The 19,534-nt window shown below is 56.7% G+C and carries 15 protein-coding genes; 3 read left to right on the top strand and 12 right to left on the bottom strand.

Annotated features, from left to right (window positions below; genetic code table 11):
- Nucleotides 1-83 precede the first annotated feature (83 nt).
- Nucleotides 84-1,409 (bottom strand): lipopolysaccharide biosynthesis protein, encoded by a 1,326-nt coding sequence (locus tag Q1A20_RS14275; RefSeq protein WP_299402053.1) that lies wholly within the window; start codon nucleotides 1,407-1,409, stop codon nucleotides 84-86.
- 879 nt (nucleotides 1,410-2,288) lie between these two features.
- On the opposite strand from Q1A20_RS14275, the gene Q1A20_RS14270 reads away from it, so the two are divergent.
- The 3 genes from Q1A20_RS14270 to Q1A20_RS14260 all read left to right on the top strand — a co-directional run bounded on the left by Q1A20_RS14270 (nucleotide 2,289) and on the right by Q1A20_RS14260 (nucleotide 5,866).
- Nucleotides 2,289-3,944: a hypothetical protein gene (locus tag Q1A20_RS14270; protein ID WP_299917231.1), complete on the top strand. Its 1,656-nt coding sequence runs from the start codon at nucleotides 2,289-2,291 to the stop codon at nucleotides 3,942-3,944.
- Nucleotides 3,945-4,235: 291 nt separating this feature from the next.
- Nucleotides 4,236-5,207 carry an ATP-grasp domain-containing protein gene (locus tag Q1A20_RS14265; RefSeq protein WP_299917230.1) on the top strand — a complete coding sequence of 324 codons (972 nt, stop codon included), beginning with the start codon at nucleotides 4,236-4,238 and terminating at the stop codon, nucleotides 5,205-5,207.
- Nucleotides 5,207-5,866, top strand: a complete 660-nt coding sequence (locus tag Q1A20_RS14260) for an HAD family hydrolase (protein WP_299917229.1) — start codon at nucleotides 5,207-5,209, stop codon at nucleotides 5,864-5,866. Before Q1A20_RS14265 ends, Q1A20_RS14260 begins: the two co-directional genes overlap by 1 nt.
- Here the strand turns inward: Q1A20_RS14260 and Q1A20_RS14255 are convergent.
- The 11 genes from Q1A20_RS14255 to Q1A20_RS14205 form a co-directional block, all read right to left on the bottom strand.
- Nucleotides 5,827-6,969, bottom strand: a complete 1,143-nt coding sequence (locus Q1A20_RS14255; protein WP_299917228.1) for a glycosyltransferase family 4 protein — start codon at nucleotides 6,967-6,969, stop codon at nucleotides 5,827-5,829. The two genes, Q1A20_RS14260 and Q1A20_RS14255, sit on opposite strands and share 40 nt — an antisense overlap.
- Before the next feature lie 15 nt (nucleotides 6,970-6,984).
- A complete protein-coding gene (locus Q1A20_RS14250) occupies nucleotides 6,985-8,019 on the bottom strand; it encodes a glycosyltransferase (RefSeq protein WP_299402043.1) in 1,035 nt (344 codons plus the stop codon).
- Nucleotides 7,959-8,930 (bottom strand): NAD(P)-dependent oxidoreductase, encoded by a 972-nt coding sequence (locus Q1A20_RS14245; RefSeq protein ID WP_299917226.1) that lies wholly within the window; start codon nucleotides 8,928-8,930, stop codon nucleotides 7,959-7,961. Before Q1A20_RS14245 ends, Q1A20_RS14250 begins: the two co-directional genes overlap by 61 nt.
- Before the next feature lie 9 nt (nucleotides 8,931-8,939).
- Nucleotides 8,940-10,184, bottom strand: a complete 1,245-nt coding sequence (locus Q1A20_RS14240) for a class I SAM-dependent methyltransferase (protein WP_299917224.1) — start codon at nucleotides 10,182-10,184, stop codon at nucleotides 8,940-8,942.
- Between the two features lie 59 nt (nucleotides 10,185-10,243).
- Nucleotides 10,244-11,452, bottom strand: coding sequence for an aminotransferase class I/II-fold pyridoxal phosphate-dependent enzyme (locus tag Q1A20_RS14235; RefSeq protein WP_299402036.1), 1,209 nt, complete (start codon nucleotides 11,450-11,452; stop codon nucleotides 10,244-10,246).
- Nucleotides 11,453-11,482: 30 nt separating this feature from the next.
- Nucleotides 11,483-12,619: a CDP-glucose 4,6-dehydratase gene (gene rfbG / locus Q1A20_RS14230; RefSeq protein WP_299402034.1), complete on the bottom strand. Its 1,137-nt coding sequence runs from the start codon at nucleotides 12,617-12,619 to the stop codon at nucleotides 11,483-11,485.
- A 10-nt stretch (nucleotides 12,620-12,629) separates the two neighbouring features.
- Nucleotides 12,630-13,436, bottom strand: coding sequence for a glucose-1-phosphate cytidylyltransferase (rfbF, locus tag Q1A20_RS14225; protein ID WP_298969407.1), 807 nt, complete (start codon nucleotides 13,434-13,436; stop codon nucleotides 12,630-12,632).
- 109 nt (nucleotides 13,437-13,545) lie between these two features.
- The gene (locus tag Q1A20_RS14220) at nucleotides 13,546-15,195 is read right to left on the bottom strand and encodes a hypothetical protein (RefSeq protein WP_299402032.1); all 1,650 of its coding nucleotides are present in this window, start codon (nucleotides 15,193-15,195) and stop codon (nucleotides 13,546-13,548) included.
- Nucleotides 15,182-15,592, bottom strand: a complete 411-nt coding sequence (locus tag Q1A20_RS14215) for a GtrA family protein (protein ID WP_299917221.1) — start codon at nucleotides 15,590-15,592, stop codon at nucleotides 15,182-15,184. Before Q1A20_RS14215 ends, Q1A20_RS14220 begins: the two co-directional genes overlap by 14 nt.
- 23 nt (nucleotides 15,593-15,615) lie before the next feature.
- Nucleotides 15,616-16,884, bottom strand: coding sequence for a glycosyltransferase family 4 protein (locus tag Q1A20_RS14210; protein ID WP_299402029.1), 1,269 nt, complete (start codon nucleotides 16,882-16,884; stop codon nucleotides 15,616-15,618).
- Nucleotides 16,881-18,992 carry a nucleoside-diphosphate sugar epimerase/dehydratase gene (locus Q1A20_RS14205; RefSeq protein ID WP_299402027.1) on the bottom strand — a complete coding sequence of 704 codons (2,112 nt, stop codon included), beginning with the start codon at nucleotides 18,990-18,992 and terminating at the stop codon, nucleotides 16,881-16,883. The genes Q1A20_RS14210 and Q1A20_RS14205 overlap by 4 nt, the downstream gene beginning before the upstream one ends.
- Nucleotides 18,993-19,534: the final 542 nt, after the last annotated feature.

Below are 19,534 nucleotides of genomic sequence, written 5' to 3'. Positions count from 1 at the left end.
CGCGGCACCCAAACATTAAGTCACGACTTGCTGGGGTGGTTTTTCGCCCCGCGAAGTTTGCGAACACTCATAGTTCAGAATCTTCATGTCGTCTGGTCTTTCAAGGCGCGTAAGGATCGGCGAACGAGGAAAACACAAAGCAGCAACCACACGCCGTTACATATCAGGTGCGAGAGCGCGGCACCGGACACGCCCAAGAGCGTGGTTAGTGGAATGATTAACGCAAAAAACAATGCGGACGTGAGTGCTCCGACCCGCACAAGCGCCTTGTCTTCGCCAAGGCTCAGGAGAGTTGGTCCCAGCACAATGCCAATCAGGTAGAGCCCAACCGCCACCGCCTGAATCGTCACCACCGGTACAGCAGGCGCAAATTCGGCTCCAAAAAGACCGATGACGATCGCATCGATGAACCAGATGACACCCGACAAGACCACCGCCAGAACCCCCGCAAACCCCAGTCCGATGCCCTTTACAAGTCGCGCGAGACGGTCGAATTCACGGCGGACCGCAAGTTTGGTCAGTTCCGGGTAGACGGCCTGATTGATCGGACGGCCAATGCGCAAGGCAGCCTCGCCGCACCGACGTGCGAGGTGGTAATATCCCACCGCGGTCGGGGTCACCAGCACCGCCAAGATCAATACATCCAGACGCTGCGTCGTCTGCCGTAGAATAACTGCCAGATTGCTGTTGATCATGAGCCTAAGAAAGCCGGGGTTTTCCGAGAGCGAGGTGCTTGTGCCATGCATCTCGATGCGATGCCCCTTGCGCCGCATCTCCCAAACACCGGCGGCATAGGTCAGTGCCCCTTGCATGAGGCTGATGCCTATAAAAATCGCCACGAACCCAGGCAGACCCAACCCCAGAAACAGCACCGCACCGGCCAGGGCTGTGCGTAACGCCGCCATCCCTGAGTCCACTTTGGCTAAAATATCAAATCGGTCGAAGAGACGAAGTAATGAAATCCCAGTGGCATGCAGCGAGAATAAAACAGCCAGTGCAGCGGCATATGGCATCCAGTCCGCATTGACGCCGAAGTGCGTTTTGACCAAAGGGGCCAGCAGCAAAACAACCGCGGCGGCGAGGAGACCGCCGACCAGATCTAGCTTGACCGACAATCCGATCAGCCGACCAAATCGATGTGAATCCTGCTGTTCCAATGCGTCGCTGCCATGACGGATAACAGCTTGCCAGGGCTCCAGATGCGTCAGTCGCGCCACAATACGAGCGTATGCTTCCAGAATGGCCAACATGCCCAATCCCGCCGCCCCGAGGGCACGTGCCGCAATCGTCAAATAAACAAGGCCCAGCAAACCAATGATAATCTGGGACGAGAAAATCCATTTGAGGTTTTTAAACAGCCGCCCGGAAATAGGCTCGTCGCGGAGTTTCGTGACAAACCGTGCGATCACTGGACCGATCCCGTGTGAACTGGCGCCATGGATAAACAGCCTGTCTCTGACGAAAAAACGGTTGTTTTCGTGCGATACATTAGCATTTCACTCGGTCGGGCTTGGGACGAAACAAAGTCATTTTTACTCATCAACTAAATTGGGCGCGACAGAAATGGCGTTCTTGACAATGATTTATATCCTATCGGCTTTTGCGAAATGTGCGTAGCGTGAAATCACACAAACCGATGGTTTTCTGGGAATTGGACGTTAAACACTGCGCTGAAGCAACGCCTGATAGAACCGCCAAGATCATATCAATCCCAGATTGTTGCGTTCAGACTTTCAAACTGGCGCGCTGCGCTTTCAAAGTGGGTCTCCCCTCACAAGAGCAAATCACGCCGAAGCCCTGGTGACGGTGAAGCTTAGTGGTCGATACTTGACATCGACATTTTAGCGCAAGCCCGCCCACCCCCATCGATCTTGGCATCGAATTGGCCGGGCCGGTGTGCCTGATCCGACCAATAGGTCTACCTTTTTGCCGAGATGACGCGGCGATTGCCGCCGGACAGCTTCTCAAAAACAGCTGAAGTCTCAAATTCAGCACAGAACACAAACTAAAAAACGGCCACTAATAAATGGTTAACAATTGGTTACCGAAAACAAATCACTTCACCAATTCACGAGATTCGAATTTTTTCCGCCGATGCGGACGTTTTGGCGAGCGACAATTCGCTTACGTATGGTTGCACGCTGAAAACAAGAGGAATTTCGCCGCCCCCGCCCCAATGGCCACAACACGCTAAGCGTGTATGACGTATGCGTGGCAGATGATTGTTTCAAGGAGGTGCCAGTATCGCCGCGACAAGAAACTGGAAATACAACTGAAGGACTAAGAAATTGACTAACATCTCCATACCCGCCCCGACCGGGACCGGGCTTGATAAACTGATTGAAATAATCGGAAGTGACGCCAAACTGGCGCAGGGGACTTCGACAGCCGATATTACGGTCGGAATGGAAGCAGCCTCCGCGATGAACGCTCTCATCATCGAAGCCATCAAATCGACCGGCGTTGCCGATGACGGCAAATTTTCAAAACGCGATGTCGTTGCGATCAACGATTACCTTGTCACAAATCACGCCGATACCTGGGCTGATCTCCACGGTGATGACGAAGACGACGTCGAAACAGGGTTTCATCTGGTTCAATCCGACGGGAACAGGACACTGCTTTATGGTGTAAACGCGGTCGATCGGGTTGCGGACTCCATCTACCACCTTGGGTTTGAAATGATCGGTCGGTCCCGGCTCGGAAATGAAGACGGCGTGGCCAATCAATCAACCAAGAAGGTGGCAGGTTGGTTGAACAAGTTGCTTGCTGACGATCTGGCGGATGGTTCGCTGCAAAGTGACAAGCAAGGTGGCAGCCAAGTGGTTCTCACCGTGTCCAATTCCGGAGAACCGATCCCCTATCAGGATCCGAGTTTCGTGCCCTACTATGACGATGATCTCGATTTGGGTGATGATCTCGTCTCCGGCAGCGATGGCGCAGATGTGTTCCGTTTCCAGTTTAACATAAACACAACGCCGGAAATAGCGGCCCGAAACCTGAAGGCTGACGGCACCATCGCCTGGCATGATGTTGCGGGTGAAAACGGGAATGTGCACGATCACTGGGTCACCAATGGCGGTGACGATACCGTCCTTGATTTCAAAGCCTACGAGGGAGACACAATCGAGGTCGTTGGCCATACCACCAACTTCTGGCTGTCTTATGATGACGTGGACAACAATGGCAAAGAAGACACCATCATCAACGTCTGGTCGGATCAGGGCGGCTATAGCGTAGATCGTGATGGTAATTTCACCGGCAGCCCAAACGGCGCACATGACGGAGATGTTCTTGGGACAATCACGGTTTTGAATGCCGTTTTGGTGGGCGACGAGATATACAACGACTCCAAAGCGCACTACGGCGAATATACTACGGTTGCCGAAATGCCCGCGGTTGATAACCCTCGTCCTGAACCGGAACCGCCGCAGGTGCCAGACGATATTGCGCTGACGGGTACCGGTCTCGACACTCTCGTTGATATTATTCTGAACGACAAGAAGCTCGCACAGGGGACGCCGCTGGACAACATCGAGGAAGGTGCAGAAGCTGCGGCCGCGATGAATGCGCTGATTGTCGAGGGTATTCTTTCAACCGGCGTGGCTGAGGATGGCGCCATTCAATCGTCTGATATTGTGACCCTCAATCGGTTCCTATTGGGAAACTATGCTGATGAGTGGTCGGAGTTGCATGGTGACGACGAGACCGGTGTCGAAACCGGGTTCCACCTTGTTCAGGGCAACGGCAACAGAACACTTTTATACGGTTCAAATGCTGTCGATCGGGTGGCGGACGGCATTTATCATCTGGGGTTCGAGATGCTTGGGCGTAGTCGCCTCGCAGACGAAGATGGTAACGGCAATCGGTCCATCTACGAAGTCGCCGAATGGATGAATGATCTATTGGCGGATGACCTGAACGATGGAACGCTGATCGCGTGATGAGCGTGCAAAAATCGCCGTAACTCTTACGGTCGGGATGGCGGCAGATACGCTTGGGAACGATAGGTCCTTGGGCGCCGCCATCCTCTTCGCACTTTTGTGCGGTGCCAATTTGAGGCGACCCAAGCGCCGCTGATCACACTCCCAAGACATCGCACAGCCTATCAGTGAGCAAAATCCGCGGTGAAGGCTGTTGGAAAAATTTACTCACAAGACCTTATTTTCGAACGCATTCTTGTGAAACCATGTTAGTCTGAAGCATTGGTTAATGTATGGTTTCGGGAGAGTTTTATGTCACAGAACAGCATGCGTATCCTTGTCTGTTCTGCAGGACGGCGGGTCGGGTTGATCCAGTGTTTTCGATCTGCAGCCGAACAATTGAACATTGATCTCAAGGTCTACGCCAGCGACCTGGTCCCGGACGAAGCTGCGGCCTGCGCCATCGCTGACGTTGCATTGAGAATGCCAAGATCAGATGCGCCCGAATATGCGGCGGCGGTCCTGCAGGCGGTGAAGGAAAACGCAATTGATCTGGTCGTCCCGACAATTGATCCGGATTTGAAGCCTTTGGCTTTGGCCCATGAAGAATTCGCGCGAGCGGGCGCCCGTTTGCATGTATCACCTGCCCATGTCATCGACATCGTGCGCGACAAAGGACTCACGGCGGAAGTTTTGGCCGCAGCAGGCGTTCCGGTACCAAGCACGCTTTCATTGGACGAACTGCGCGCAACTCCTGACAGGCTCAATTGGCCCGTTTTCGCCAAACCCAGCGGCGGCAGCGCGAGCCGTGGTCTTCAGGTTTTTGACAGGATGGAGGACGTTCCGACCGAATTCCCCGAGCCGATGATCTTTCAAAACCTGGTCAGGGGTCCGGAGTTCACGGTTAACATCTTTGTGGAGGCGGATGGCGTTTTACGCACCGTTATCCCGCACCTGCGCAAGAGTATTCGAGCCGGTGAGGTTGAAAAAGGTGTCACGCGGCGTCGACAGGACCTGCGTGACATTGCCGAAGGCATCGTCTCAGCCCTACCAGATCTGCGGGGCGTTGCCTGTTTCCAAACCCTTGAGGATGGGGTCCACGGCCCTTGCGTCATTGAGATCAATGCTCGCTTCGGTGGCGGCTATCCCCTTGCCGACCACGCCGGTGCAACCTTTGCGCAGTGGCTGTTGGAAGAGACGATTGGGCGCCCCTGCACAGCCCACGATGACTGGAGGGAAGGCGTTCGCATGATGCGGTATGACAGCGCCGTCTACGTTGATTGATGATCGTATTTGATCTGGACGATACACTCTACCTGGAAAGAGATTTCGCTTTCAGTGGCTACCGGCATGTCGATGCCTGGGTGGCGAACAACCACGGCATCCCCGGCTTTGGCGCCACATGTCGAGAGCTCTTTGCCTCCGGCGAGCGGCGCAATATTTTTGATCGGGCCTGCGCATCACATGGGATATCCGCGACACCCGATCTGATTGGGGCATTGGTGGCGGAGTACCGCGGACATGCCCCTCAGATTTCTTTATGTCCGGACGCCGATCAATTTTTGGCGCGAACAGAAAATGCGGCACCTTTCGGACTAATCACCGACGGCCCTGAACATACACAGATGGCCAAAGTCCGAGCCTTGGCGCTGGATCAACGCATTCAGCACATTCGTGCGACGGGCAGTTGGCCCCAAGGCTTCGGAAAACCGCATCCCCGGGCGTTCGAAGAAATGGAACAACTGGCGCCACCGAAGTCCCATATGGTGTATATCGCGGACAATCCGGCCAAGGATTTCATCACGCCAAAAGCACGGGGATGGTTGACCATTCAGATCCGACGCACCGGCGCCATTCATTCGCCTCTCGCGCCGGATCTAGACCATGCCGCTCAGATCGAAATTCAGAGTATGGAGGAGTTGGACGCAGCTTTGCCGAGCTGAGCCTTTCGTCCCACCGGGATATTCGCGCTCAGCGCTGCCCGATCGATGACCTCACTCCACTGTTGAAGGACACGCGTGGGATCAAGCCATTCGCGGCATTGCTTTGAACGCAAGCGCATCTGGCCGCGCAATGCGTCGTCGTGACACAGAGATATCACGGAAGCGGCAAGCGCATCCATGTCTTCAAGTGGCACCAGAATGCCGTTGTCACCGTCACGGATCATCTCGCGCGGCCCATAGGGGCAATCAAAGGATACAACAGGCAGCCCGCTCACCGTGGCCTCTGCGACCACATTGGAAAAACCTTCGTATCGCGAAGAAAACACCAACATATCCGCATCGCTCATCCAGGTTCCGGGCGGGCAATTACCAGGCATGGTGACGCAATCCGTCAAACCGAGTTCCTCTCGTTGGGCTTCCAAACTTGCGCGCTCCGGGCCCTCGCCCCAAATGGTGAGATGCGCACCTTGCACCTTGTCATGCACCTTGGCCATTGCCTGCAGCAGCAAGTCAAAACCCTTTTGCCGGTCAAGGCGACCGACCGCGACAAGATTTATGCCATCCTCTGTATTGGAGGCTGCACTGACCGGATAAGGCGAGCAGCCGTTGGGGATGACAACCGCCTTTCTTTGCAAGGCTTTGGGCATATCTTCGCTGGCACGCTCCGTCAGGACGGTTATTGCGGTCGCATGTCGTCCAAGCCAGTTTTGTCCATGGTACCAAAGCGGGTGACCACCTTGAACCCGCGGATTGTTGCGTTCGGAAATGACAACCGGCACACGCTGACCGATCGTCGCAATGAGTGTCAGCACATTCACCTTGGTCAGGAACGAGACAATCACGTCGGGCCGCACTTTCTTGATGGTGCGGCGGATGTGCAGCAACCGCTTGTGCTGCGCGCCATATCCCGGCGCAGTGTCCGGGTTTATGATCGGATGAAGCGTCACGGTATCCGGATAGGAAAAGAACGGGCCACTTTCAGGCATTGTCAGGCCGGCGACATGAACCTCATCCCCTTGTCGGGCGCGATCTGCCGCAATGGCGGCGACGTTCTTTTCAGCGCCGCCAGCACCAAAACCACCCTGGATCAGTAGAAGTCGCAATTGAATTTCCTTTCCCTACTCAGCGGCATGCGAACGCACCGTTGGAGTGCCCTCGACATCATCCGGTCGGTTCAAATCATGCTCAATGAGTGGCCTATGCAGATCTTTCGATTGAAGAAAAATGCGCCCAATGTACTCTCCGAGGATACCAAGAAACATGGCGTTCAAGGTCATCGACAACAGCAAAAGAATGGTGGTGGTTGCAAACCCGGCTGGCCAATCCTGACCAAAAACGACCTTCCCGACCACATATCCAATCAGCAGAAGAAATGTCATCAGTCCAACCGCAAGACTGATCATGGAAGCCAGCCGCAAGGGGATCAGCGAGTGGTTGATCAGCCCATCCACGGCAAGCGAAATCATCGCCCGCATTGGAAACTTGGAACTGCCTGCGGTACGGGCCTGCCGGTCGTATTCAAATCCGATCTGGTTGAAACCCATCCCGCTGATCAATCCGCGCACATAGGGTGATCGGTCATCAACCCGCTTCAACTCATCCAGTATACGCCGATCCGTCAGGCGGAATTCACCGGCATTGCGGGGCAGATCATCGTTGCTGATCTTGTCGATCAGCGCATAAAACGCCCGGCGCAACCCGGCAATGATCGGCCCATCCGGTAGGCTGCGACGCACGCCGTAGACAACGTGATACCCCTGTTTCCAAGTGTCGAGCATCTGTGGAATGAGCTCTGGGGGATCCTGCAGATCGCAATCGAGTTGGATGGCGCAGGCACCCTTGGCAGAGCGATAGGCCGTCAGCACAGAGGCCTGATATCCGACGTTGCGCGAAAACCGAATGACCCGCACGCGGGTGTCGTCGGCCGCAATCTCTGACAGGATCTCGAAGGTGCGATCGTCAGAGTGATTGTCCGTAAAAATGATCTCCGGCTCATACTCCTCCAGGCCATCAAAGACACGCAGCACCCGCTGATAAACATCGCGAACGTTGTCCTCTTCGTTGAGGGCCGGGATCAGGATCGAAACCGTCGTCATATCGCCGCCAAACGCTGTTCTGAGGGCTGCAGCAGTTGAGATTCGTGTTTTGCCCATTGCACTGTCCTTTCAAGACCGTCGAAGAGAGGCACGCCAGCGGACCAGCCGAGGGTTTCGGCCATGTGCCCACCATCACAAACGAGTTCCACGGGCTGGGATGTCTGGTGCGAAATCTCCACAAGGTCACGTGCCGCCTTGGTCGCGCGCAGCAACATCAAAGCAACCTCGCTCATTCTTGGGGCCTCACTCGAACAGACATTGACCACGGGCCCCACGGCCCCGGGCCGGTCCGCAATTTGCAGAAGCGCCGCCACCACATCCTCCACATAGATAAGGTCACGCCTATCATCCGGGCGCGCGATGGTGACGGTTTCATTCTTGAGCAACTGGTCCACCAAATGCGGTATCAGAAAATCGCGTGACTGCCCGGGCCCATAGGTCAATGCCAGGCGGGCAGTGACCGCATCAAAGGGCAGGCGGGATCTGGCCATGGACATAAATTGCGTCCCGGCGAGCAGCGATGCCCCATAAGCGTTCCGGGGGAATGCACATTGGGTTTCGGTGTAGGGAAGCTCGGTGTCACCATACTCCGCAATTGTGCCTGTGCGGACCAGAACCCGCGGGGGTTCCGACGCATTTGCTGCTGCGAACAGCAAGGAAAACAATGGCGTGAGGTTGTCATCAACGCTTTCCGCCATGTCCGTCAGATCGGCAGGGGCCGCGTAGCGTGTGCGGGCACCGGCGTGGAAAATGATCTCCGGCCGGGATGCGTTCAGACAGGCGGTCACCGCAGGCGCATCCGCAAGGTCCAGCCGACGCACGTCAAGCCGCCCGGCCAGACTTTCGAGCCGCTCCAATGATGAAGATGGGCGCGCCATCACGGTCACATCATCCCCCCGCGCCAGACAAGCCCGGGCGAGATGTGATCCGATGAAGCCAGTGGCTCCTGTGATGAGAACGCGCGCCATGAGTGTTCCCTATGGAATGATCTTCGGCGTTGGTAGTGGTACGATGAACTTGCCGCCGCGCGCTTCGAAATCCGCCATTTGTTCCCGAATCTCGTCGAAGAAGTTCCAGGCCAGCACCAACAGATAGTCGGGCTTATGCTCGGCCACCGCATCGGGCGACAGCACCGGGATATTCATGCCCGGGGAATAGAGCCCCTGTTTCAGCGGGTTACGATCCACCAGGAAATCCAGCGTCTCTGTTCCGATCCGGAAGTAGTTGAGCAGCGTGTTGCCCTTCGCCGGCGCCCCGTAGCCCGCGATGGTCTTGCCATCTGCCTTGAGCGAAGCCAACAGCTTGACGAGGTCTTCCCCCAGATTCTGAACGCGATGCGAAAACTGCTCATAGCTGTCCCGATCCGTCACCCCGGCAGCGGCCTCTTCGGCCAGCATTTGCGCAACGATCGGTGCCTTTGGTGCATTTGCCGCTGCAGGCTTCATGAAGACGCGCATTGATCCGCCGTGCACCGGCAGCTTGGTCACGTCGACCACATCCAGGCCGACGCCTTCGCCCAGACGGACGATGGACAGCAAGCTGAGTTCGGACAGGTGTTCATGATACACATTGTCGAATTCGTTGGTTTCCAGGATTTCCTTGCCCCAGGGGACCTCAATCACGAACACGCCATCCTCGGCCAAAAGCGAGAGCACGCCACGGGTAAACCCGTGCAGGTCATCAATATGGTTGAACGTGTTGGTCGTGGTGATGACGCGTGCGGGACCTTCAGTTTCCCGCAGACCCTTCGCCGTTTCGGCGTTGAAGAAACCGACATGGACACGCACGCCCCGCTCTTCGGCGATTTTCGCCAGGTTGGCCGCCGGATCGACACCCAGCGTGCGGCCCCCCAGACGATTGGCATGCGACAGCATGAGCCCGTCGTTGCAGCCGATGTCCACGATCAATTCACCATCCGCCTGAGCCACGGCAACCTCAGCGAGTTCGGCAAAATGGGTGTGCATCGTGGCAGCGCCCGACGGAACATATAGGTAATCGGTGAAGAAATCCGGTGGCACCTGATCCGCGACCTGAATGAGGCCACAGTCCAGGCACGCCTGACAGTTCAGCGGGAACGCCGTCTGCGGCTTTCCAACGTCTTCCTTGCGCGCAAACATGTTGGCGGGAGGATGATCCCCCATCCTCAGAACCATCATCAGGTTTTCAGATTTGCAGGTGCGACACTGCGTGCGCGATGACGGTGGGTTAAAAGGCAAATTCATGGAAACAAACTCCTTTGTAAAACAAGACCAGAGTGCGCCGGGTTACCGGCGGGTCAAAATCATGCTGACTTTTTCCGGCTGCCGAACTGTTGCGCGAAATCTTCGAAGGTCCGGTGCATGTAGTCGACATGCGCATCGGTCAGACCATGATGACAGGCCAAGAGGATACCGCCGCGCATCACGTGATCCGACACCGGATAGCCTGCGTCATCCGCACGGTAGGTGACCTTCTTCATTGCGGGCTGGCGCAGGATGTTGCCGGTAAAGACCGGGCGCGTCTGAATGTCCGCCTTTTCCAGGAAAATCTGCAATTCACGGCGGGTGAACGGCGCATCGGGACGGATGGTCAGCGGGAAAGCCAGCCAGCCGGTGCGCGAGTTTTCCAGCTGTTTTGGCAGGATGAACCAGTCCTCATAGGCTGAGAAGAACGCAACATGTGCGTCGAAGTTCTTTTCCCGCTCAGCGATGTTGTGATCGAGTTTTCCAAGCTGAACCAGGCCAAACGCCGCGCTGATTTCAGATGGCTCAAGGTTGTATCCCAGATCCTCAAAGAGGAACTTGGCATCATATTCGATCCCATCGAGGTGCACGTTGAACCGGTTCTCAATCGACTCGGATTCCACAAACAGCGACGAGCTGCGTCCCCAGGACCGCAAGAGCAGCGCGCGGCGTGCAAGATCGGGGTCATTGACACACAACATGCCGCCGTTGCCCGCGCCGTTGATGACATGGCTGCCGTAAAAGCTGGTTGTCGACACGTCGGAATAGACCCCGGTGCTGGTGCCGGACATGGTCGCACCCAGCGTGTCCGCACTGTCTTCGATCACCTTCAGGTTATGCGCATCGGCCAATTCGCGGATCTGCTTCCAATCCGGCAGGTTCCCGATCAGCGAGGGGATCATCACCGCCGAGGTCGATGACGAAATCATCCGTTCAATGGCGTCTACGTCGATGTTATAGGTGCCTTCGGCTGCATCTACGAAGGTTGGGACCAATCCGTGACGCACCAGCGGCGCAACCGTGGTGGCAAAGGTCAAGGCCGGGGTGATGACCTCGCTGCCCTTGGGCAGGTCCAGTATCTCAACGGCCAGATAATTCGCCGAAGATCCTGAGTTGACCATGATGCCGTGATCTTTTGAAAACAGGGAGGAAACACGCTCCTGCATTTTGCGCACGCGCGGCCCCATTTGCGTCGAGGTCTGCAGAACTTCGACGACCGCATCAATTTCTTCTTGTCCATGAACCGTCTGGCCGTAGTTGACTCTCATGATGGTATTCTCCCTATTCGATAAATGCGGCTATTGGGCCGCGGTAACTTGATTACTCAAAAGCGTTTCGGAAATTAGACTGTTGTAATGGTCGATCTGCGACCGGGTGATGCTCAGCATGTCAGCGCCGTCCAACTGCGCCTTGTACCATTCGGTGGTCAGATTGATGGCTTCGGGCAGGTTCAGGCGTGGTTTCCACCCCAACCCCGTTTGCGCCTTGGTGCTGTCCAGACGCAGAATGCCAGCTTCGTGCAGCTTGGGCTCTGCGGAGGGGTCTTCATTCTGAAAGATCAGTTTGGGCGCTTCCGGACCCCAGAATTTCTGGATCATTCCGGCAAGTTCGCGCACGTTGACCGTGCCCGATACATCGGGCCCGAAGTTCCACGCCCCGGCATAGTCCCGACCTTGCGAGGTCAGTGCGGCGGCCAGCATCAGATATCCCGAAAGCGGCTCCATCACATGCTGCCAGGGCCGGATGCTGCTGGGGCTGCGAATGTCCAGTGGCGTTCCGGAAAACGCAGAGCGCACAATATCCGGGACCAGACGGTCCTCGCCCCAGTCGCCACCGCCAAAGACGTTTCCGGCCCGCGCCGTGGCCAAGCGTGGCCCGTCGGGTTCGGAGAAGAAGGCGTTGGCGTAAGCGTTCGCCACCAATTCGGTGCAGCCCTTTGACGCGCTGTATGGATCCGCGCCGCCCAGAGGATCGTTCTCGCGATACCCCCATGTCCATTCGCGGTTGTCATAGCACTTGTCGCTGGTGATCACGACAACCGTGCGCAGAGAGCCCATCGATTTTGCCGCGTCGAGCACATGGGCTGTGCCCGATACATTGGTCGCAAAGGTTTCCGCCGGATGCCGGTAGGAATAACGCACCAGTGGTTGCGCGGCTAAATGGAATACGATTTCTGCATCCACGTCGCGCAGCGTCTCATGCACGGCGTCCGCATCGCGAATGTCTGCAATGCGGCTGTCAACAAGGCCTTCCACACCACATAGGTCAAAGAACCCCGGGCCGTCGTCGGGTGGGAGCGAAAGACCCGTAACATGCGCGCCAAGCCGCTGCAGCCATACCGACAGCCAGCCTCCCTTGAAGCCTGTATGCCCGGTGACCAGCACGCGGCGCCCGGCAAATACCTGGCCGAAATCCACTGAGGAAAAACTATCCATTAGCTTAACTTCAGATTGCCAGCGCCGGCATGCTTGCGGGCAGCTCTTCGTCGAAGTTGAGCCACGGCGGCACGTCTTCGTCACAAAGTGCGTTTAGTGTGTTGCGGTCCCGGATCGTATCCATCGGATGCCAGAAACCGTGGTGACGATAGGCCATGAGCTCGCCATCGCGGGCCATCTGCGTCAGCGGTGATTGCTCCAGCGGTTCGGTATCATCCACCATGTAGTCCAGAACGCCCGGTTCGAATACAAAGTATCCGCCGTTGATCCAGGTATCGCCTGAGCGGACTTTTTCGGTGAACGCATCTACCCGGTCGCCCTTCAGCTCGATGTTGCCGAACCGCGCCGGTGGCTGCACGGCGGTAACCGTTGCAAGCTTGCCGTGGGACCGGTGGAAATCAAGCAGCGCGTCAACATTGATGTTCCCCAGACCATCGGAATAGGTGCACATGAATGTTTCCGGCTGCAGCCAGTCGCGCAATCTGCGAATGCGCCCGCTGGTCATCGTATCCGCGCCGGTGTCGACAACTGCGACGTTCCAGCCGCCGGGCGTGGTCGGCACCAGCTTCATCTTGCCGGTATCGACAGAGACCGAGATGTTATTCGCAATCAGGTGATAATTGGCGAAGAATTGCTTGAGCAAGAGCGCCTTATACCCCGCCGCGACCACAAAATCGCGGTGCCCAAAATGGCTGTAGATATCCATGACGCGGGCGATGATCGGGCGCCCGCCCACCTCGACCATGGGCTTTGGGATCTTTACTGTTTCCTCGGCAAGGCGGGACCCAAGTCCCCCTGCAAGCAGTATCGTCTTCATATCAAACTCCCTCGTAGTAACTAATGTTTACAAACGCTTAACTGGTGACCGGTCGAAAGAATTGACCGAATTGGCACATCGTGCCGGGCGGTATGGTAAGGATGGATCATCACTCCCCTCCCCGCGTTCGAATATAGAGCTGACCCGGACCGTAACGGTTCTCGAAACGCTCCCCTTCGAGAAGCTGATACCCGTTGGCTTGCGCGTAGCGGAGCATCGGGCCTTCGAGGGCCTCGGCATATCCGAGCAGGAATGCCGCCGGAGGCGTCTGCGCAAAAAGCGCATCAAGCCCATCTTCCCCTACCATCGTGTACTGCGCCGCAAGCTCAGGGGCGGTGTAGGGGACAATGCGATAGGCAAACTGCCCCGAGGCAAATTCCGCATAGACAGGCAGATCAGCCTCAAGTGGATAGATTGGCAAAAAGGTCGCGACAGGCCCGCTGAGGCCATGATCCTGCACAATGATCTGGTTGAGCCGCTGAGCATCGGTGGAGATGCGCGACACGGTCAACTTGTCGGGCTGGGTCAGCGCAAGAACGCCAGCGCCTAGGCGCGGTGCCGCCAGAACCATCATGACAAGCATGCTGGCCCCCAGAAGCGGCACGATCGCGCGCTGCGAGTCCGGAGAGATGCGGCGGAACACCACGGCGCAAAAGATGGGCAGGCACGCCAGTGGCAGAACGTAGTATTGTGGGAACCCCGGTGTCGGAGAGAAGCTCATCAGAATGGCGAGACAAATCGCGCCAAAACACACCAGCAGCTGGCCGAAGTATCCTTCTTCGCGGACGTGCCCGGTGCTTTTATCGCGCAGCGCGACCCAGACGAGATAGGTGGCAACCACGCCCATGATCAGCGGCACACCTGCCAACCAGCCGCCATAGGCAAGCAGAAGTTTACCGCCGAGCCCCATGGCCAGGTTCGGTTCCGTATAGGCGTTAGCGTCCCAATAGGCGATGTGTGGGCCGAGGTGAAATCCAATGACATGCGCCAGGAAAAGCTCAGGATCGGAAATCAGATACCAAAAGAGCGGCAAGGCACCGATCAGCCCGCCAACGAGCAACGGGAAAACGACACGTTTGAAGCGATCCGCCAACCCCATGTGCAGAGGCAGAAGGAAGGCGGCAATTGCCACCGGTGGGATGAAAATGACCGCACTGATTTTCATACCGGCAGCAATGGAAAGGCAGACACCGGCGCAAAACAGAAAGCGCGCATTCACCTGTTGTTTCAGGGTCTCCATGATGAAGAGCCCAAGACCCAATACGGCAAAAGGAAGCGGCAGCAGGTTGTTGGAAGCGGCCATTCCCGCCTCACCCAGCAAAGGATCGGCGGTCAGCATCGCAACGGCACAGAAAAACGCGAAGATGCGATTTTTCGAGATGCGCAGCGTCACCCAGAAAACGCTGCCCACAAGGCCCAGCCAGCCCAGAAACACACCGAAACGGGCGGCGAAAAGCAACCCTGCCTCGCCGAAGAACAGGTTGATCCCCTTGAAGTACCAGGCTGAGTTCGGCACGTGGTTATAGAAGAAATCCCGGTAAAGGTCCCAGCCGGGCAAAAAGGCAGCTGGCGGTACAAACATCATCTCGTCACGACGCAGCCCGTAGTTCATCAGCCGACCGTAGATGCCCGCCAACAGCATGATCCCGCAAAACGCCACGGCCCCCGTGATCAGCATCCGCGACAGCTGGTGCGGGGCATCAGCACCCGCCATGTTCCGTCTTTTGACGGCAGGGCCGTGCATGTCAGAGACGCTCATTGCGGCCTCCCTTGACATCAAGCGAGGCGCCGAGCGCGTAAGAAACCAGAACGAAGGACAAAATCACGGTTGGCACCAGCGCCAAGAGCTGCGCTGCGTAGGGGTTCATCCCGGCGTTCGATAGGATCTGGAGCAGAACGGCGTTGAACAGGTAGGTGCTGACATAGGCCAGGCAATATCTTGGCAACTTGTCGTAGCCGCTGACGCCAAAAACAAATCTGGCGTGGAGCGCGTAATTCCAAATCACGCCCAGCGCAAACTGCGCCACCAGTGCGACCTGAACATGGGCGCCAAGACTGACCAGCAAGGCGTAAACGCCATAGCCAAACATTGTATTGACCACGCCCGTTCCCAGGAACCGGATTGCGCGGGTCCGCGTGTTGGATGCCTGGGGCATCGCCGTGGATGTTTCATCGCACATCATGTCGACACACACTCGACTTCGCCGCGAAACTTATGCTCGACAATGTCGGGCTTGAATTCCGCATGAAGGGGATCCTCGATGCCCATCAGGCGCATGAGGCGGCCATTCACAGCATGGACGTCATTGTGCAGGCAGACACGCGCACGCGCTGCTTTGCCCATCGAAACCGCCAGTTCCGGTGCTTGAATGAAGCGCCGCATGGCCGCCGCCAGAGAGGCCGCATCCCCGCGTGGCACAACCAGACCGCACTCATCATGGGCCACGTTTTCACCGCATCCGGGCGCATCCGTTGTGATCACCGCGCGCCCACAGGACATCGCTTCGAGGATCGAGCGCGGGATACCTTCGCGCAATTGCGTGGGCAGAACAAAGACGCCGCAGGACTGCAGGAACGGAACAACATCATCCGTTTCACCGGCGTAGGTCAGCAGCCCGCGCGCCTGCCAATCGGCCAATTGCGCATCACTTATCGCATCGGGGTTGCTGTCGCGTGGTCCGAGAACCTGAACATCGAATTCAAGGTCTTCAGCACGCAAGAGCGCGGCCGCCGCTGCCAACACCTCAAGGCCTTTGGAGCGCAGCAGGCGTCCGACGAACAAAAACCGCATCTTGTCCTTAGGGATCGGTTTGGGGGCAAAGCGCACCGTATCCACGCCTGATCCGGGCACGTCATAAAGCGGCGTGGCATCATCGATCATGCGAAAACGGCGAATGTCGCGCCGATCCGCGGCGTTGTAGCAGAAGGCTGCTTTGATCCGCTTGAGCGCAGGACGGTGAAGTCGGATCGAAATGTCGCGTACCAGACGACGGCGCCCGCGCGGCGCATCTTCCATGAAGGCGTACCCAAGACCGGTGAACATGGCAAAGCAGGCGCCCACACCGACGATCCGTGCCGCCAACGATCCGTAGATGATCGGCTTCATCGTGTAGGTGAGAACGATGTCCGGTTTTTCGGATCGCAGCTCAGACACCAGGGCCCGCAGCGTTTTCAGATCTTGGAACGGGTTCGTGCCCGTTCTTTGCATTGGGATCTCGCGATGCCGAATGCCATGCCGGTCAAGGATCTGTGCCGTCGCAGGGTCAATCTCCGCCGCCAGGGCCAGCACCTCGTACCCGTTTTCCTGGAACCGCCGCATCAGGTCGAGCCGAAAATTCACCAGGGAATACCCCAGACTGCCGATGACAATCGCACGACGTTTGTGCAGCTTGCGATCATCCGCAGGCTGCACAAATGCGTCATCCACAATTGTCGGCATGGCTGTCATACACCGGTCCTTAACAGCTCATCGGCATCTGGGTTCTGGTTGGCAGGCACTACGGGAACCTGGCCTTTTGGCACGCCGACGTCGCCCTCCGGAATTTCGACCGATCGCAGACCGTTGATCCCGTATCCCGGCACCAGATTCTTGAGCAGACGTTTGACCGTCAGCTCATCACCACGGCGCGCGGCATGTTCCAGCTTCAGTATCGCGGCGCGCAACCGCGCAATCGGAACACCTTCAGGCTGGGCCGAGCTCACGCCCGGAATGCCGCATTGCTTGCGCTCTTCGGTGGCGTCGAACAACTCCTCGAACAGCTTTTCACCAGGGCGTTTGCCAATGAATTCGATGGCAATATCCTTGGAGGGTTTCAGCCCCGCCAATTCGATCATGCGTTCCGCAAGGTCCAAGATTTTGATCGGGCGACCCATGTCGAGAACAAAGATCTCGCCATGGCTCGTCTCCAACTCAAGCCCGCTCGCCGCCGCAACCAGCGTAAGTTGGACCGCTTCGCGGATCGTCATGAAATACCGCTCCATCTGCGGATCGGTGATGGTCAGCGGCCCCCCCTTGGAAATCTGCTGTTGAAACAGCGGGATAAGAGAGCCGGAGGACCCCAGCACATTGCCGAAACGCACCGAGAAAAACCGAGTCATCTCATCGGTTTCATTGGTGATGCGGTCCTGCGCCTGAGCATAGAATTCCGCGACCCGCTTTGTTGCGCCCATGACATTGGTGGTGTTCACCGCCTTGTCTGTGGACACCTGCACCATCGCAATCGCGCCGACATCACGCGCCGCATCGGCGACATTTCGGGTGCCAACCACATTGGTCAAAACACCCTCGCACGGGTTCAATTCAACCATCGGAACATGTTTCAGCGCCGCCGCATTGAACACAATTTCAGGGCGGTGCTTGCCAAAGATGGACCTAACACGCATTTCATCGCGAATGCTGGCCACATAGACCCGGCGCAACACGTCGGGAAAGTGCCGGGACAGGTCCATATCGATCGAATAGGCGTTGAATTCGCAGTTATCGACCAACACCAGTTCTGCTGGCTCAAAGGAGGCGATCTGCCGTGCCAACTCGCTGCCGATTGATCCGCCAGCGCCGGTGACCAGAACCCGGCGGCCTTCGAAGAGCTTGCGCAGCAAAGACCTTTCTACGATTTTTTGCGGGCGGCTGAGAATGTCCTCGGGGTCGACGGTTTTCAGTTCCGTGGTCTCGGTCGTCCCGCCCGATTTCATTTCATCAAGACCGGCAAGACGCGACACTTTGATGCCGTAGGCTTCGGCCCAATCCGTCAGCTTGCGGATCCCGTCCGCGTCAAAATGGGTCACCGGTTCCGTCAGCAGCAACCGCTGGGGCAATTCATCCGACGTCTTAAAATGGGCGATGATCGGCTCCGGATCCCGCAGCGACCCGATGATTTTCACATCGTGGAAATACAAGCCGTTGGTATTGCGCGCATCATCGATGATGCCGATGGGCCGGTACTTCGTCTGCGTGTTGCGCAGGGAACGCACGAACAGATCACTGGAAGTGCCCGTGCCCACGATCAACACCGGCACCCTGTCGGTCGCGACATCGCCAAGCCGCTGCGCGCGGCGGGACATCTCGCGGCCCCGCGCCACCACGCGCAATGCCCCCAGCGCGGGCACGAGAAGGAAGAATTGAATGACAAATACCGCAACCGGCACCGCCGCGGTGGTTGCATGGAACGTGGAGAGAATGGCCAACACCGCGACCATGGAAACCGCGCCGCGCACAATCACCGTCACATCTCGCAGAGACGTGGACCGCGTGTGACGACGGTAAAACCCGGCAAGCGGATAAACCAGAATACCGGTGACGCAGGACATCAGGACCACGGGCCACAGCGCATTGAGCAGATGAGGTTGGGCGACGACGCCAAACGCCAGTAAAAGCGCCAAAGCACCCGATAAAGCGGAAGACAGAATGTCGCCAACAACCAACCGGCAATTGGCCTTGATCTCAGCAATCGTCTGTTTGAACCAGTACTCAAAATCTGACAAAACGCTTTGTCGGAAACTAGGTGTCGAATGAATACCATCCCGGTCATCGTCACCGGTCGAAATATAATCAGTCATGCGCAACGCTCCACGTTCGTTGGTTCGTCGGTACGTCTTAAATTTTAGAGTTGGAGCGCCCAGGAAATCTTGGATCACCGCCCCTTGTGCTCAGCCAGCCAGCGCAACCCCGGCTAAAGCTAATTTTGTCACGGGATGAACAAACCCCGGCAACATTCAAAAAAATTCAATTCAAAGCCTCCTAACACCACTTCACCAAACTTCATTTTCGTACTCAAAAAACGCTTGAATTGCGTCTTTCCCAGTGTCGCCCGGGATAAAAAAACTTTTGCAATCGTTACAACTAAGACGTGTTAACCTATTGTTAATAATTATATGCATGACCGCGCTGATTTCCATCATAATGCGGTCTACCTATGCGGGAAGATGTCACAAAAGATACATAACTTCAGATTTATTAATTTAAAATCAGATAGTTAGCCAGACCTCTCGCATAAATTGAATGCGCAAAAAAACGAATTGTGATGATTTTTTTAGCAACATAATTCGTGCAAACAGCGTCTCAGTGATGATTCTCGCCGGAATTCGAGCCCGAATCGGCG

The organism is uncultured Roseobacter sp., from assembly GCF_947501835.1.
Taxonomy (GTDB): Bacteria; Pseudomonadota; Alphaproteobacteria; order Rhodobacterales; family Rhodobacteraceae; genus Roseobacter.
The sequence above is the reverse complement of the archived record's forward strand: the minus strand, read 5'-3'. Positions and strand labels throughout refer to the sequence as shown.

Bases quoted from the DNA above. Each gene is read 5' to 3' on its own strand.
- Q1A20_RS14265 (WP_299917230.1), top strand. From the start codon at position 4,236: ATGTCACAGAACAGCATGCGTATCCTTGTCTGTTCTGCAGGACGGCGG.
- Q1A20_RS14260 (WP_299917229.1), top strand. From the start codon at position 5,207: ATGATCGTATTTGATCTGGACGATACACTCTACCTGGAAAGAGATTTC.
- Q1A20_RS14250 (WP_299402043.1), bottom strand. From the start codon at position 8,019: ATGGGCAAAACACGAATCTCAACTGCTGCAGCCCTCAGAACAGCGTTT.
- Q1A20_RS14245 (WP_299917226.1), bottom strand. From the start codon at position 8,930: ATGGCGCGCGTTCTCATCACAGGAGCCACTGGCTTCATCGGATCACAT.
- Q1A20_RS14240 (WP_299917224.1), bottom strand. From the start codon at position 10,184: ATGAATTTGCCTTTTAACCCACCGTCATCGCGCACGCAGTGTCGCACC.
- Q1A20_RS14235 (WP_299402036.1), bottom strand. From the start codon at position 11,452: ATGAGAGTCAACTACGGCCAGACGGTTCATGGACAAGAAGAAATTGAT.
- rfbG (WP_299402034.1), bottom strand. From the start codon at position 12,619: ATGGATAGTTTTTCCTCAGTGGATTTCGGCCAGGTATTTGCCGGGCGC.
- rfbF (WP_298969407.1), bottom strand. From the start codon at position 13,436: ATGAAGACGATACTGCTTGCAGGGGGACTTGGGTCCCGCCTTGCCGAG.
- Q1A20_RS14220 (WP_299402032.1), bottom strand. From the start codon at position 15,195: ATGAGCGTCTCTGACATGCACGGCCCTGCCGTCAAAAGACGGAACATG.
- Q1A20_RS14215 (WP_299917221.1), bottom strand. From the start codon at position 15,592: ATGCCCCAGGCATCCAACACGCGGACCCGCGCAATCCGGTTCCTGGGA.
- Q1A20_RS14210 (WP_299402029.1), bottom strand. From the start codon at position 16,884: ATGACAGCCATGCCGACAATTGTGGATGACGCATTTGTGCAGCCTGCG.
- Q1A20_RS14205 (WP_299402027.1), bottom strand. From the start codon at position 18,992: ATGACTGATTATATTTCGACCGGTGACGATGACCGGGATGGTATTCAT.